The 13,418-nt window shown below is 71.2% G+C and carries 12 protein-coding genes; 9 read left to right on the top strand and 3 right to left on the bottom strand.

What is annotated here, in order from left to right:
• The 3 genes from ABFX54_RS53860 to ABFX54_RS53850 all read left to right on the top strand — a co-directional run.
• Positions 1–424: hypothetical protein (locus ABFX54_RS53860; RefSeq protein WP_346115099.1), on the top strand; the 424-nt coding region annotated here is incomplete at its 5' end.
• 113 nt (positions 425–537) lie between these two features.
• Positions 538–1,533 (top strand): coiled-coil domain-containing protein, encoded by a 996-nt coding sequence (locus tag ABFX54_RS53855; RefSeq protein WP_346115098.1) that lies wholly within the window; start codon positions 538–540, stop codon positions 1,531–1,533.
• Between the two features lie 233 nt (positions 1,534–1,766).
• Entirely contained in the window at positions 1,767–2,507 is a 741-nt protein-coding gene (locus ABFX54_RS53850; protein WP_346115097.1) for a dienelactone hydrolase family protein, read from the top strand.
• A 101-nt stretch (positions 2,508–2,608) separates the two neighbouring features.
• Here the strand turns inward: ABFX54_RS53850 and ABFX54_RS53845 are convergent, their stop codons facing one another.
• The 3 genes from ABFX54_RS53845 to ABFX54_RS53835 all read right to left on the bottom strand — a co-directional run bounded on the left by ABFX54_RS53845 (position 2,609) and on the right by ABFX54_RS53835 (position 5,670).
• Positions 2,609–3,085 (bottom strand): hypothetical protein, encoded by a 477-nt coding sequence (locus tag ABFX54_RS53845; RefSeq protein WP_346115096.1) that lies wholly within the window; start codon positions 3,083–3,085, stop codon positions 2,609–2,611.
• A gap of 203 nt (positions 3,086–3,288) precedes the next feature.
• Positions 3,289–4,779, bottom strand: a complete 1,491-nt coding sequence (locus tag ABFX54_RS53840; RefSeq protein WP_346115095.1) for a sugar ABC transporter ATP-binding protein — start codon at positions 4,777–4,779, stop codon at positions 3,289–3,291.
• Between the two features lie 90 nt (positions 4,780–4,869).
• Positions 4,870–5,670, bottom strand: coding sequence for a DeoR/GlpR family DNA-binding transcription regulator (locus ABFX54_RS53835; protein ID WP_346115094.1), 801 nt, complete (start codon positions 5,668–5,670; stop codon positions 4,870–4,872).
• Positions 5,671–5,833: 163 nt separating this feature from the next.
• Here ABFX54_RS53835 and ABFX54_RS53830 point away from each other — a divergent pair, with 163 nt between their 5' ends.
• From ABFX54_RS53830 to ABFX54_RS53805, 6 genes are all read left to right on the top strand, one after another.
• Positions 5,834–8,359: a PA14 domain-containing protein gene (locus ABFX54_RS53830; protein WP_346115093.1), complete on the top strand. Its 2,526-nt coding sequence runs from the start codon at positions 5,834–5,836 to the stop codon at positions 8,357–8,359.
• A gap of 60 nt (positions 8,360–8,419) precedes the next feature.
• Positions 8,420–9,487 (top strand): ABC transporter substrate-binding protein, encoded by a 1,068-nt coding sequence (locus tag ABFX54_RS53825; protein ID WP_346115092.1) that lies wholly within the window; start codon positions 8,420–8,422, stop codon positions 9,485–9,487.
• 1 nt (position 9,488) lies between these two features.
• Positions 9,489–11,036, top strand: a complete 1,548-nt coding sequence (locus ABFX54_RS53820; RefSeq protein WP_346115091.1) for a sugar ABC transporter ATP-binding protein — start codon at positions 9,489–9,491, stop codon at positions 11,034–11,036.
• Positions 11,017–11,997: an ABC transporter permease gene (locus ABFX54_RS53815; protein WP_346115090.1), complete on the top strand. Its 981-nt coding sequence runs from the start codon at positions 11,017–11,019 to the stop codon at positions 11,995–11,997. The genes ABFX54_RS53820 and ABFX54_RS53815 overlap by 20 nt, the downstream gene beginning before the upstream one ends.
• The gene (locus tag ABFX54_RS53810) at positions 11,994–12,947 is read left to right on the top strand and encodes an ABC transporter permease (RefSeq protein ID WP_346115089.1); all 954 of its coding nucleotides are present in this window, start codon (positions 11,994–11,996) and stop codon (positions 12,945–12,947) included. Before ABFX54_RS53815 ends, ABFX54_RS53810 begins: the two co-directional genes overlap by 4 nt.
• Positions 12,948–13,026: 79 nt before the next feature.
• The coding region (locus ABFX54_RS53805; protein ID WP_487047339.1) for a protein kinase family protein at positions 13,027–13,418 on the top strand (392 nt) is incomplete at its 3' end.

Genomic DNA, 13,418 nt, shown 5'->3' with positions numbered 1-13,418 from the left:
GACCCCGCCGCCGGCGACGTCCCGGCCCAACCGGCCGACCAGCAGGCCCACGCGGACGCGTACGAGCCGCCCCACCACGACGCGGGAGCCCACCCGCGAGCCGGAGCCGTCCAGACCGCCGGCGACGCCGCCCCCTGACGACGACCCGCCCGGCACCGGCGACGAGCCGCCCGCGACGAACCCGCCCGGCCCCGGCCCCGGCCCTGAGCCGGGCGGCCGTGAGCCGCTGATCTCCCTGTCGGTCAGCGTGTCGCTCGGCCTGCCGGTGCTCGGCGGCGAGGGCGACGGGCTGGTGGACGCCGACGTCGGGCTCGGCCTGGGCACCAGCTTGCTGGGAATCCTCGTGGTGCCCGGCTCCGTGCTGCTCGGACGGCAGATCGTGGTCCGCAGAACGCGCAAAGGTCGCGAGACCGGAAAATCATGATTGCGTGCCAGGAGGACTGATCCCCTACTATCGTGCGTCGAATAGAGGGCGGCCCCCGGACTGAATAGCTCGTGACCGGAACCTGCCCTGCGTGCTTCAGGGTAAGGAGAAGAGTGGCGGTTGCGTCCTCTGCCGACCGGCTGCGCGCCCCGGCCCGTACGACCCTCGCCTGTCTCACCCTGGCGCTGCTGCTCGCGGCGGTTCCGGTGCAGGCGGCCCCCAAACCCACCGCCAAGCAGCTGAAGAAGGAACTGGCCGAGCTGCAGAAGGACTCGGACAAGCTCATCACCGACTACTACGAGAGCCGCGTAGCCGGGCAGAAGGCGGAGAAGGCGGAGAAGGCGGCGCGCGAGAAGCTGTCCGCCGCCCAGGAGGTCTACGACCGCCAGTCCACCGAGCTGCGGGCCATGGCCATCGCCAAGTACATCGGCGGCGACCCCGGCACGGCCGACCTGCTGACCTCGGAGGGCGACCCGTCGGCGCTGCTCGCCCGGATGGCGCTGGCCCAGCACATGATCGACCTCCAGGACGCCAGGCTGAGCGGCTACGCCCGGGTCCGCGACGACCGCCGGCAGGCCGAGGAGGAGGCCGCCGCGCGTACCGAGGAACTCCGCGCGAGCACGGAGGAGCTGGACAAGCGCAAGAAGAAGGCCGAGAAGCAGATCGAGAAGATCAAGGACCGGATCGACCTGCTCTACAGCGCCCCGGGGGTGCGCCGCCCAGACGGGACCTGGGTGCCGCAGCTGCCCGGCGGGACGGACAACGTCACCCCCCGGATGCGGCTGGTCAAGGAGCTCATCCAGCAGCGCTTCCAGGTGCCGTACGGGATCGGGTGCTACCGGGCGATCCAGGACGGTGGCGAGCATCCGCTCGGGCGTGCCTGCGACTTCATGCTGAGCCGCGGCGGCTCGTTCCCGTCGGGCGACGAGCAGAGACGCGGCGACGAGATCGCCGCCTGGGCGATCAAGAACGCCAAGCGGCTGGGCATCATGTACATCATCTACCGCCAGCGCATCTGGCACACCCGCACGGGCGGCTGGCGGACGATGTCCGACCGCGGCGGCACCACGGCCAACCACTACGACCACCCGCACATCTCGGTGTACTGAGGTTCACGCGCCGGTCCGGGGGCGGTCGCGACACTTCGCCTACGGCGTTCCATGGGCGGTCGTGACACTTCGGACACGCCGGGCAAGTGTGCCACCCGCGTCCATGGGGAGCGGGATACGGTGGGCGCGTCGGCACCGTGCTTGCCCGCCGGCCCCCTGCGCCGCCTCGTCGCAGCCGCATGACGGCGGCGTCCGGCACGCCTGATGAGTCCTCTTTCGCCATGGAGTGCGCAATGATGATCGAGATTCCCGTCCCCGACGGCACGGCGGAAGCCTGGCTGGCCCGTCCTGACGACTCCGCCGCGCACCCGGGCGTGCTGTTCGTCATCGACGCGATCGGGCTGCGGCCCAGGATCCACGAGATGGCCGACCGGATCGCGAGCTGGGGTTACGTCGTGCTCGCGCCCAACATCTTCTACCGCGAGGGCACCGCCGCCGAGACGTCCCCGACGGGTGACCTGCGGCTGCCGGGGGAGCGGGAGAAGTTCTTCGCGGCGATCGGGCCGCGGATCGGCTCGCTGACGCCCGATCGGGTGGCGGCCGACAACGCGAGCTACCTGGCCGCGTTGCGGGCCCAGGACGGCGTGTCCGCCGGGCCGGTGGGCGTGGTCGGCTACTGCATGGGGGCCCGGCTGGCCATCCAGGCGGCCGGCGCCCACCCCGAGGAGGTCGGCGCCGTCGGCGGCTTCCACGGCGGCGGCCTGGCCACCGGCGCGCCCGACAGCCCCCACCTGAGCCTGGCCACGGCCCGCGCCGAGTTCGCGTTCGGCCACGCCGACAACGACGCGTCCATGGGCCCGGAGGCTGTGGAGCGGCTCGGCCGGGCGCTGAAGGACGCCGGCCTGACGGCCGTCAACGAGGTGTACGCAGGAGCGCCGCACGGCTACTCGATGTCGGACACGTCGATGTACGACGAGGCCGCCTGCGAACGCCACTTCACCACCCTGCGCGCCCTCTTCGCCCGCGCCCTCTGACCGTTCTGGCCGCCTGCGTTGCTGACATGGGGCAGGGCCGCTGGTCGCGGTCCGGTCTTCGTCGGTTCAGGCGGGGCTCATGACCGGGCTCATGACCGGGCTCACGGCTGGGAGAGTTCGGCGTCGAGGCGGGTGAAGGTGGCGCCCTGGGTGGTGGCGCGGGCGCCGAGGACGTGGCCGTCGCACATGGTCGTCACCGTGCCGGCCCGGTCCGTGACCTTCCAGGTGACCCGCTCCTCGCAGGGGCGGCCGCGCCGGTCGCGTTCCCAGGTGCGGCCGCACACGCGGCAGGTCGTGACGTTGACGCTGTACGACAGGGTGTTGCCGTGCTCGGGGCACACTCCCCACGGGATGCCGCACTTGCGCTCCAGCAGGGAGCGGATCCTGGCCAGGTCGTCGGCCGCGCGCTGGAGGTCCTCGCCGCCCCGGTCCAGCCAGCCGGCGGCGTGCAGCGCGGCTTGGAGGGGGTCGCGTTCGGCCGCCGCCGCAGGGGCGCCGTCGCACAGCGCCCGCACCTCGGTGGCCAGCGCCTCGGCGCGGGCGGCCAGGTCGCGCAGCTGCTGGGGACTGATGCTCATCACAGGCTCCCGTCCAGTCGGGGCCGACACGGCGGTGGGGGCGGGCCGGTCATGTCGGTGTCGGACCGTATGAGGTGATCTTATGCGCCCGCGACCTGCTCTGCGGCGGACGGTCGCCGGTCGTGCGTCCAGTGCCGGTCCCGCTCCTTCCCGGGTCCCGTTCCGGTGCGGGGTCAGCCTCTGGTACGGGCGTACCGGACGGGTCAGTCCTTGGCGAGGGCGGACAGGAGGCGGTCCTCGGTGACCTCGGGGCCGGTCAGTTGTTCGGTGATAGCACCGTCCCTGAGCACCACCACGCTGTCGCAGTTCTCCACCAGCTCGGCCACGTCCGACGAGATCAGCAGGATCGCGAGCCCGTCCACGGCCAGCTCGTCCAGCAGGGCCTGCATCTCCAGCTTGGTCGCCACGTCCACCCCCCGCGTCGGCTCGTCCAGGAGCAGGACCTTGGGGTGCATGGCCAGCCACCGGGCCAGCAGCACCTTCTGCTGGTTGCCGCCCGACAGCTCGCCCGCCGGCTGCCTGGGGGAGACGGCCTTGATGCCCAGCCGGCGCATGAACGTGCCCACGATGTTGTCGACCTGCGCGTCCGACACGATCCCCGCCCGCGACAGCCGGGGCAGGGCGGCCAGGGCGATGTTGTCGCGTACGGACAGGGTGGGCACGATGCCCTCGGTCTTCCTGTTCTCCGGCACCAGCCCGACCCCGGCGCGTACGGCGCTCCTGATCGACCACTTGCGCGCGTGCGCCCCGGCCACGGTGACCTGGCCGGCGTCCACCGGGAGCACGCCGGCGATGGCGCGGGCCGTCTCGCTGCGGCCGGCGCCGAGCAGGCCGCCCAGCCCGACGACCTCGCCCGCCCGCATCTCCAGCGACACCCCGTCCAGGACGTGGTGGCGGGTCAGGCCCTTGGCCTCCAGGACCGGTTCGTCGCCGGGCACGCCGGGCTCGCCGTGCTGGACCGCGGGCTCCACGGGGTGGAACGGCCGGCCCAGCATGAGCGAGACCAGCCGCAGCCGGTCGAGCCCGGCCAGCGGGCCCGTGTGCACGACCCGGCCCTCGCGCAGCACCGTGACGCGGTCGCAGATCCCGTACAGCTCCTCCAGGCGGTGGGTGACGTAGACGACCGAGCGGCCCTGATCACGCAGCGTGGTCACGGCCGCGAACAGGGTCTCCAGCTCGGCGTGGTCGAGCGCCGTGGTGGGCTCGTCCATGATGACCAGGCGGGCGTCCGCCGAGGCGGCCCTGGCCAGGGCGACGATCTGGCGCGCGCCCTCGCCCAGCGACCCGAGCGGGCGGCGCACGTCCACGTCGAGCCCGTACGCGGCCAGCGTCTCCTCGGCGCGGGCGTGCACGGCCGCGGCGTCGATCAGCCCGAGCCGCCCCCGGGGTTCGCGGCCCAGCAGCAGGTTGCGGGCCACGCTCATGGTCGGTACGAGGTTCGTCTCCTGGTGGATCGTGGCGATCCCGGCCCGCCTGGCGTCGGCGGGACCGGCGAACCTGACCGGCTCCCCGAGCAGGCGCAGCTCGCCCGCGTCCGGCTGGTGCACGCCGGACAGCACCTTGACCAGGGTCGACTTGCCGGCGCCGTTGCCGCCCACGAGGGCGTGCACCTCACCCGTGCGCACGGACATGGTGACGTGGTCGAGGGCGGTGACACCCTGGAACGCCTTGAGAACACCAGCGACCTGCAGCACGGTTGCCTCCGCCTCGATGGTGGTCGAGGTAGGAAACATTATAGTAACGGGCCTGTCACATTCGATCAGATCCGGGCGCAGAAAAAAAGGTCAGATCTCGGCGACGTGCAGCCGGACGCCGCGCGCGCTCAGGTCGTCGAGCACGTCGCGGGGCGCGGCGTCGTCGGTGACCAGGTGGTCGATCCGGTCGGGCGCGACCGTCTGCACCATCGTGTCGACACCGATCTTGGTGTGGTCGGCCAGCACCACGACCTCTTCGGCCGCTCCGGCGAGCGCCCGGTCGACGCCGGCGACCTGCATGTTGGGCGTGGACAGGCCGCGCTCGGCGGTCAGGCCGTTGCCGGAGATGAAGGCCCTGCGCACACGCAGCCCGGCCAGGGAGTGCTCGGCCGCGCTGCCCACCAGGGCCAGGATCGGGCCGCGCAGCGTGCCGCCGGTCAGCATCACCTCCACCCGCGGCGAGGTGGACAGCACCTGGGCGACCAGCAGCGAGTTGGTCACCACGGCCAGCTCGGAGTGCCTGGTCAGGCGGCGGGCGAACTCCTGCGTGGTGGTGCCGGGGCCGATCACGATGGCGTCGCCGTCCTCGACGAGGGCGCCGGCCAGGTCGGCGATGGCGGCCTTCTCGGCCGACTCCAGCGACACCTTCTGCGTGTAGCCGGCCTCGCGGGACAGCTCGCCAGGCAGTGTCGCGCCGCCGTGGTGGCGGTTGAGCAGGCCCTCCGACTCCAGCGCGCGCAGGTCGCGGCGGACGGTCACCTCGGAGGAGTGGACGGCCTGGGCCAGCTCCCGCAGCGACACCGCGCCGTTCGCGCGCACCAGTTCGATGATGCGCTGCCGGCGTTCAGCGGCGAACACGGGCCTGCGTCCGTCACTCTGCGTGTCGCTCACGTCCCGATCATAGTCGACGGGCCAAGTGAAGTTCACCTCTGACCGAACGCGAACGAATTTGATCGGAAATCTTGACCGGCTCGGTCCGCTGGTGCTTACTTTGGAGCGTGTCAGGGTCAAAAGCTGTCCGAACCTGATCGGCGCCTTCCGAAAGGAACCCCCCGTGCGTAAGCGCCTCGCGTTGCTGCTGTCCGTGCTGATGTGCTTGTTATGGCAGACGCCGGCTCCCGCCTCAGCCGGCTCCGCGGCCCTCCCCGAGCGGAACGGGCTGCGCGGCGACTACTACCTCGCCTCGGCGGCAGGCCAGTTCGACTTCGCCGAACTCAAGGCGAGCATCATCGACCCCAACCTCGAGATGCCCGACCTCAACCCGACGTTCAACCTGCTGACCGGCAGGGAGGACGACGTCACCGTCAGGTGGACCGGGCAGATCACCCCGAAGTACTCCGAGACCTACACCTTCTCCATCATCGGCGACAACGGCTTCCGCCTGTGGGTGGACGGCCGGCCGATCATCGACCACTGGGTGGACGACTGGGACCTGGAGCAGACCGGCACCCCGATCGCCCTGGAGGCGGGCAGGAAGTACGACGTCAAGGTCGAGTACTTCGAGCACTACGGCGGCGCCAACCTGCGCCTGCGCTGGCAGAGCCCGAGCCAGCCGAAGGCCATCGTGCCGACGGAGGCGTTCACCGTGCCGGCCGACTTCCAGCCGGACGGCCCGTACGACGCCAGGCTGAACGCGGCCGGCGACGTCGCGACCCTCACCTACGCCAAGCCCCTGGCCCCGCTGCCGGCCGACGCGGCCGCGAAGCTCGGGTTCACGGTCGGCGCGGCCGCCTGGCCCGTCACTTCAGCAATACAGAAAAGTCCGGAAGTAGTAGAGCTGAAGCTGAAATATCCGGTCCCGTCGAAGGCGGGCAGCACCGTCCGCACCTCCTACGACGGCAACGGCGGCATCACCTACGCCGACGGCACCCCGCTGGCCGCCTACCCCTTCGCGCACGTGGTCAACGTCTCCACCTACGTGCTCAAGACGAGGTGGGCCGACGACGTCAACCCGGCGAACCCGCTGCCCGAATACCCCAGGCCGCAGCTCGTCAGGGACCGCTGGCGCAGCCTCAACGGCACCTGGGAGTTCGCCCCGGCCAAGGAGGGCGAGGCGGCGCCGTTCGGCAGGAGGCTGGCCGAGCGCATCGTGGTCCCGTACCCGGTGGAGTCGCAGCTGTCCGGCATCGGCCGGCACGAGGAGCGCATGTGGTACCGCCGCACGTTCGAGGTGCCCCGCTCCTGGAAGGGTGAGCGGCTGCTGCTGCACCTCGACGCCGTCGACTGGGACGCGACGATCTACGTCAACGGCAAGCGGGTGACCACCCACAAGGGCGGCTACGGCCGGATCAGCGTGGACGTGACCGATGCGCTCAAGCGCTCGGGCCCGCAGGAGCTCGTCGTCGGCGTGTACGACCCCACCGACGAGGGCGCCCAGGCCATCGGCAAGCAGCGGCTCAACCCGAGCGGCATCTGGTACACCGCCGTGTCCGGCATCTGGCAGACCGTCTGGATCGAGCCGGTCGCCAAGGACCGCATCGACCGCGTGGACACCACCCCCGACCTGCGCGGCGAGGCCCTGTACGTCACCGTCCACGGCTCGAAGGGCACCGCCACCGTCACCGCCAGGGACGGCCGCAGGGTCGTCGCCACCGTTCGCGGCCCGGTCGGCAAGGAGCTGCGCCTGCCGGTGCGCAACCCCAAGCTGTGGTCCCCCGACAACCCGCACCTGTACGACCTGGAGGTCAAACTCAAGTCGGACAAGGTGGAGTCGTACTTCGGGATGCGCTCCATCACGCTCTCCGGCAACCGCATGCTGCTCAACGGGCAGCCGGTCTTCCAGATCGGCCCGCTCGACCAGGGCTTCTGGCCGGACGGCATCTACACCCCGCCCACCGACAGGGCCCTGCGCTACGACCTTGAGCAGACCAAGGCCCTCGGCTTCAACGCCGTGCGCAAGCACGTCAAGGTGGAGTCCGACCGCTGGTACCACTACGCCGACAAGCTCGGCCTGCTGGTCTGGCAGGACATGCCCTCCGCCTTCCGCACCACCGACAGGCCGCAGTTCGAGGCCGAGCTGCGCGAGCTGGTGGACCAGCACCGCAGCAGCCCGTCGATCGTGATGTGGGTGCCGTTCAACGAGGGCTGGGGCCAGTACGACCAGGCCCGCGTGGCCGACCTGGTCAAGAGCTGGGACCCGAGCCGCCTGGTGAACAACATGAGCGGCGTCAACTGCTGCGGCGCGGTCGACGGCGGCAACGGCGACGTCAAGGACTTCCACATCTACCCGGGCCCCGGCAACCCCGGCAAGCCCTCCGGCACCAGGGCGAACGTCATCGGCGAGTACGGCGGCCTGGCCCTGCCCGTGGTCGGCCACACCTGGTCCGGCGGCGGCTGGGGCTACGCGGTCGAGCCCGACCCCGAGGCCCTGACCAACCGTTACGTGAACATGGTCGAGGAACTGGAGCGGCTGCACGCCTGTGAGCAGCTCAGCGCCGCGATCTACACCCAGACGACCGACGTCGAGACCGAGATCAACGGCCTCATGACGTACGACAGGGCGATCACCAAGCCCGACGTCAAGCGCGTCCACGACGCCCACAAGGCGCTGACGGGCGCGATCAACCCCACCTGCACCTGATCCACCGGCGCCCGGGCCCGCTGCGGCCCGGGCGCCGCACCTGATAGGAAAGGATCCGCGATGACCCCCCATCTCCGGACAGCCACGCTGGCCCTGGCCGTGCTCCTCGCCGCGGCCGGCTGCGCCAAGGCCGAGGAGCCGCAGAGCGCGCCCGCCGCCGCCGGCTCGGCCGGCCAGCAGGTCGTCCAGACCCCTTCGGGCACGGCCGGCCCGACGTGCACGCTGGAGCAGTTCGGCGGCACGAAGTTCGACCTCAAGACGGCCACGGTGGGCTTCTCCCAGTCGGAGAAGGAGGCCAACCCGTTCCGCATCGCGGAGACCAAGTCGATCAAGGACGAGGCCGAAAAGCTCGGCATCACCAACCTCAAGGTCACCAACGCCCAGTCGCAGTTCTCCAAGCAGATCACCGACGTGCAGCAGCTCATCGCGCAGGGCGTGCAGCTGCTGGTCATCGCGCCGCTCAACTCCGACGGCTGGGAGCCGGTGCTCCAGCAGGCCGCCGCGAAGAAGATCCCCATCATCACGGTCGACCGCAAGATCAACGCCAAGGCGTGCAGCGACTACCTGACGTTCATCGGCTCCGACTTCTACGAGCAGGGCAAGCGCGCCGCCGACCGCATGATCGACGCGCTGGGCGGCAAGGGCAAGGTCGCCATCCTGCTCGGCGCCCCGGGCAACAACGTCACCACCGAGCGCACGAACGGGTTCAAGGACCGCGTCAAGGAGAAGGCCCCCGAGATCACGATCTCGTTCGAGCAGACCGGTGAGTTCGCCCGCGAGAAGGGACAGCAGGTCACCGAGCAGCTCATCCAGTCCAACCCCGACATCAACGGCATCTACGCCGAGAACGACGAGATGGCGCTGGGCGCGGTCACCGCGCTGAAGGGCGCGGGCAAGGAGCCGGGCGACATCAAGATCGTCTCGGTGGACGGCACCCGCAGCGCCGTCCAGGGCATCGCCGACGGCTGGCTGCACGCGGTCATCGAGTCCAACCCGCGCTTCGGCCCGCTCGCCTTCGAGACCGCGCAGAAGTTCCTGAACGGCGACGCCATCCCCGACAAGGTGATCATCTCCGACCGCGACTACGACACGGGCAACGCCAAGGACTCCCTCGGTGAGGCGTACTGAGTTGGAAGCGGTTCTCGAGGCAAGAGGCGTCAGCAAACGCTTCCCCGGCGTGCTCGCCCTCGACGGTGTGTCCCTCGCCCTGCGTCCGGGCGAGGTGCACGCGCTCGTCGGCGAGAACGGCGCGGGCAAGTCCACCCTGATCAAGGTCTTCACCGGCGTGTACCAGCCGGACGGGGGCGAGCTGCGCTACCAGGGAGGGCCCGCCGCCTTCGGCACCCCCCTGGAGGCGCAGCGCGCCGGGATCTCCACCATCTACCAGGAGGTCAACCTCGTCCCCATGATGTCGGTGGCCCGCAACCTGCTTCTCGGCCGCGAGCCGCGCGGCAGGTTCGGGGTGATCGACGCGGCCGCCATGTACGACGAGGCCGAACGCGTCCTGTCCGGCTACGGCGTGGACACCGACGTGCGCCGCCCGCTGCGCACGCTCGGCGTCGGCGCGCAGCAGATGGTCGCGCTCGCCCGCGCCGTGTCGGTGGACGCCCGGGTCGTCATCATGGACGAGCCCACGTCCTCCCTGGAGCCGCGCGAGGTCGAGACCCTGTTCGGGGTGATCAGGCGGCTGCGCGACGGCGGCATCGCCGTCATGTACGTCAGCCACCGCCTCGACGAGCTCTACCGCGTCTGCGACCAGGTGACCGTGCTGCGCGACGGGCGCCTCGCGCACACCGGGCCGATGGCGGAGCTGGAACGGCTCAAGCTCATCTCGCTGATGCTCGGCCGCGACCAGAACGAGGTCCGCACCGCGGGCCTGACCAGCTTCTCCCGCGACCACGCCGAAGGAGACGAGCAGACAGCTGGTGACGGCGCTCCCGTGGTGGAGGCCAGGGGACTGACCCGGCGGCACGTGCTCGACCGGGTGGACGTCAGTGTCAAACCGGGCGAGGTCGTCGGGCTCGGCGGGCTGCTGGGCGCGGGTCGTACCGAGACCGCCAAGGCCATCGTCGGCGCGCTGCCGCTGGACGGCGGGCAGGTGCTCGTGGCCGGAGCGCCACTGCGAGCCGGCTCCACCTCGGCCGCGATCAGGGCGGGCGTCAGCCTGCTGCCCGAGGACCGCAAAGCCGAGGGCATCATCCCCACCCTGTCCGTCCGCGAGAACATCGCCCTGGCCGCCCTGCCCTCCATGGGCCGGGCGGGCGTGGTGTCCGAGGCGAAGATCGACCGGATCGTCGAGATCTTCATGCGGAGGCTGAGGATCAAGGCCGCCTCGCCGCACCAGCTCGTCTCCGAGCTGTCCGGCGGCAACCAGCAGAAGGTGCTGCTGGCCCGCTGGCTCGCCGTACGGCCCAAGGTGCTGCTGCTGGACGAGCCCACCCGGGGCATCGACGTCGGCGCCAAGGCCGAGGTGCAGGCGCTGATCGACGAGCTGGCGCGGGAAGGGCTCGGCGTGCTGCTGATCTCCTCCGACCTGGAGGAGCTGGTCGAGGGGGCCGACAGGATCCTCGTGCTGCGCGAGGGCGCGGTCGTCGGGGAGCTGTCGGGTGACGAGGTGACCGAGGAGAGAATCATGGCGACGATCGCGGAGCAGTCCGATGGCCGAGCTCACGCATGACCGGGGCGGCCCGCGAGGCCGCGTCGCCGTGCTCAAGCCGCAGGTGTTCGCCTGGGTGCAGGACTACGGCGTGTACGCCGCCGTACTGGCGCTGCTGCTGTTCAACGTGCTGTTCACCCCCCACTTCCTCGACGCCTCCAACTTCCGCACCCAGCTCGTCCAGGTCACCCCGATCGTCATCGTCTCGCTCGGCATGGCGCTGGTGATCGGCACCCAGGGCATCGATCTGTCGGTCGGCTCGGTGATGGCGCTGGCCGCCGCGCTCGTCGTGCTCTACCTCGGGTACGGCTGGCTGCCCGCCCTCGTCGTGGCCGTGATCGGCGGCGCGGTCGTCGGGGCCGCAGGGGGAGCGCTGGTCGCCTACGTCGGGGTGCAGCCGATCGTGGCCACACTGGCGCTGCTGGTCGGCGTCCGCGGCCTGGCCAACGTGCTGGTGCCGCAGCTGGTCGAGTTCCGCAACCCCGACCTGATCGCGCTCGGCAGCAGCTCCGTGGCCGGCATCCCCGTGATCGTGCTCATCGCGGCGGCGCTGACCGTGATCGTGCTGTTCGTGGTGCGGCGGACCACCTTCGGCCGGCAGGTGGTCGCCATCGGCGGCAACCGCTCGGCCAGCGAGCTGTCCGGCCTGCCGGTCAAGCGGGTGCTGCTGATCGTGTACGTGATCTCCGGCCTGCTCGCCGCCCTGGCCGGCGTGCTGGCCACGGCCCGGCTGCAAGCGAGCGACCCGACCTCGCTCGGCATGTTCATCGAGCTGTCGGCGATCACCGCCGTCGTCGTCGGCGGCACCCCGCTGACCGGCGGCCGGATCAGGGTGCTCAGCACGGTCATGGGCGCGCTGCTCATGCAGCTCCTCGCGGCCACGCTGATCAAGCACAACCTGCCGCAGTCGTGGACCCAGATGGTCCAGGCGGTCATCATCCTGGCCGCCGTCTACGCCACCAGGAAGCGGGAGACCCGATGAACCGCGAGCAGCTCAGCCGGACGCTGCAGCAGCACGGCGCCGTCATGGTACTGGGCACGCTGGTGATCGTGGGCAGCCTGGCCTTCGACTCCTTCGCCACGCCGGCGAACGCGGCCAGCGTGGTCGTCTCCTCCTCGTTCCTCGCGATCATCGCGATCGGCATGACGTTCGTGATCATCAGCGGCGGGATCGACCTGTCCGTGGGGTCGCTGTTCGTGCTCGGAGGGGTGCTGGCGGCGTACGGGTCGCAGTACGGCATGCTCGTCGCGCTGCTGCTGCCGCTGGCGGTGTGCGGGGTCGTGGGCCTGCTCCAGGGCCTGGTGATCGCGCGCACCGGCATGGCCCCGTTCATCGTGACCCTGGCCGGGCTGCTCGGGGTGCGCGGCCTGATGCTGGCGATCTCGGACGAGGGCGCGACCACGTACCTCGTCAAGGACCGCGCCTTCGCCGCGCTCGGCCAGGGCGAGATCCTCGGCCTGTCCTACCCCGTCCACATCACCGCCGCGCTCGCCTTGGCCGCGATGGTGCTGCTGCAGCGCACCGGCTTCGGCCAGAACGTCTACGCCATCGGCGGCAACGAGCAGGCCGCCGCGCTGATGGGCGTGCCGGTCGCCCGGACCAAGGTATACGTGTACGTCATGTCCGGCCTGCTGGCCGGCCTGGCGGGCGCGCTGAACGCGGCCCGGCTCTCCTCCGGGGTGACGATCCTCGGCATCGGCCTCGAACTGGACGCCATCGCCGCCGTCGTCATCGGCGGCACCCTGCTGACCGGCGGGGCCGGCGGCATCACGGGGTCGGTGGCGGGCGTGCTGCTGCTCGGCGTCATCCAGAGCCTGATCAACCAGGTCGGCAACCTGACGTCGGCGTTCCAGCAGGTGGTCAGCGGGCTTTTCCTGGCGCTCGTGGTGGTGGCGCAACGCCTGCTGAGCAAGGCGCAGCGGCTGACCTGAGCCTCCGGTGTCCCCGGCCCCTCCCGGGGACACCGGATCGTGACGGCCCGGGCCGTGATCCGGCGCTCATAATGCGGTTATGCCGTCGATTACTGAGCTGAGAGCGGGAGATCCCACCAGTCTCGGAGGCTACGAGATCCGGGGACGTCTGGGAGAGGGCGGACAGGGCGTCGTCTACCTGGGCGTGAACGAGCAGGGCGGACGGGCCGCGATCAAGTGGCTGCGGCCTCACCTCGCCGGCGACGAGGTGGCCGCCGAACGCTTCGCCAGGGAGGCCGAGGCGGCGCGGCGGGTGGCGCCGTTCTGCACCGCGCAGGTGCTCGGCACCGGCGTGCACGAGCGGCGGCCGTTCATCGCCAGCGAGTACGTGGACGGCCCCTCCCTGGCCAGGGCGGTCGCCGAGACCGGGCCGCGCGCCGGGCCCGCCCCGCCCCCGCTGGCCGTCGGGCCCGCCCCCCCCCCGGCGGGGGG

The sequence above is a fragment of the Nonomuraea maheshkhaliensis genome, assembly GCF_039529435.1.
Lineage (GTDB): Bacteria > Actinomycetota > Actinomycetes > Streptosporangiales > Streptosporangiaceae > Nonomuraea > Nonomuraea maheshkhaliensis.
This window is presented reverse-complemented; position numbering and strand designations above follow the sequence as displayed.

Excerpts from the sequence above, each read along its gene's own strand:
- ABFX54_RS53810 (WP_346115089.1), top strand. The coding sequence starts at position 11,994 with ATGAACCGCGAGCAGCTCAGCCGGACGCTGCAGCAGCACGGCGCCGTC.
- ABFX54_RS53850 (WP_346115097.1), top strand. The coding sequence starts at position 1,767 with ATGATGATCGAGATTCCCGTCCCCGACGGCACGGCGGAAGCCTGGCTG.
- ABFX54_RS53815 (WP_346115090.1), top strand. The coding sequence starts at position 11,017 with ATGGCCGAGCTCACGCATGACCGGGGCGGCCCGCGAGGCCGCGTCGCC.
- ABFX54_RS53825 (WP_346115092.1), top strand. The coding sequence starts at position 8,420 with ATGACCCCCCATCTCCGGACAGCCACGCTGGCCCTGGCCGTGCTCCTC.
- ABFX54_RS53845 (WP_346115096.1), bottom strand. The coding sequence starts at position 3,085 with ATGAGCATCAGTCCCCAGCAGCTGCGCGACCTGGCCGCCCGCGCCGAG.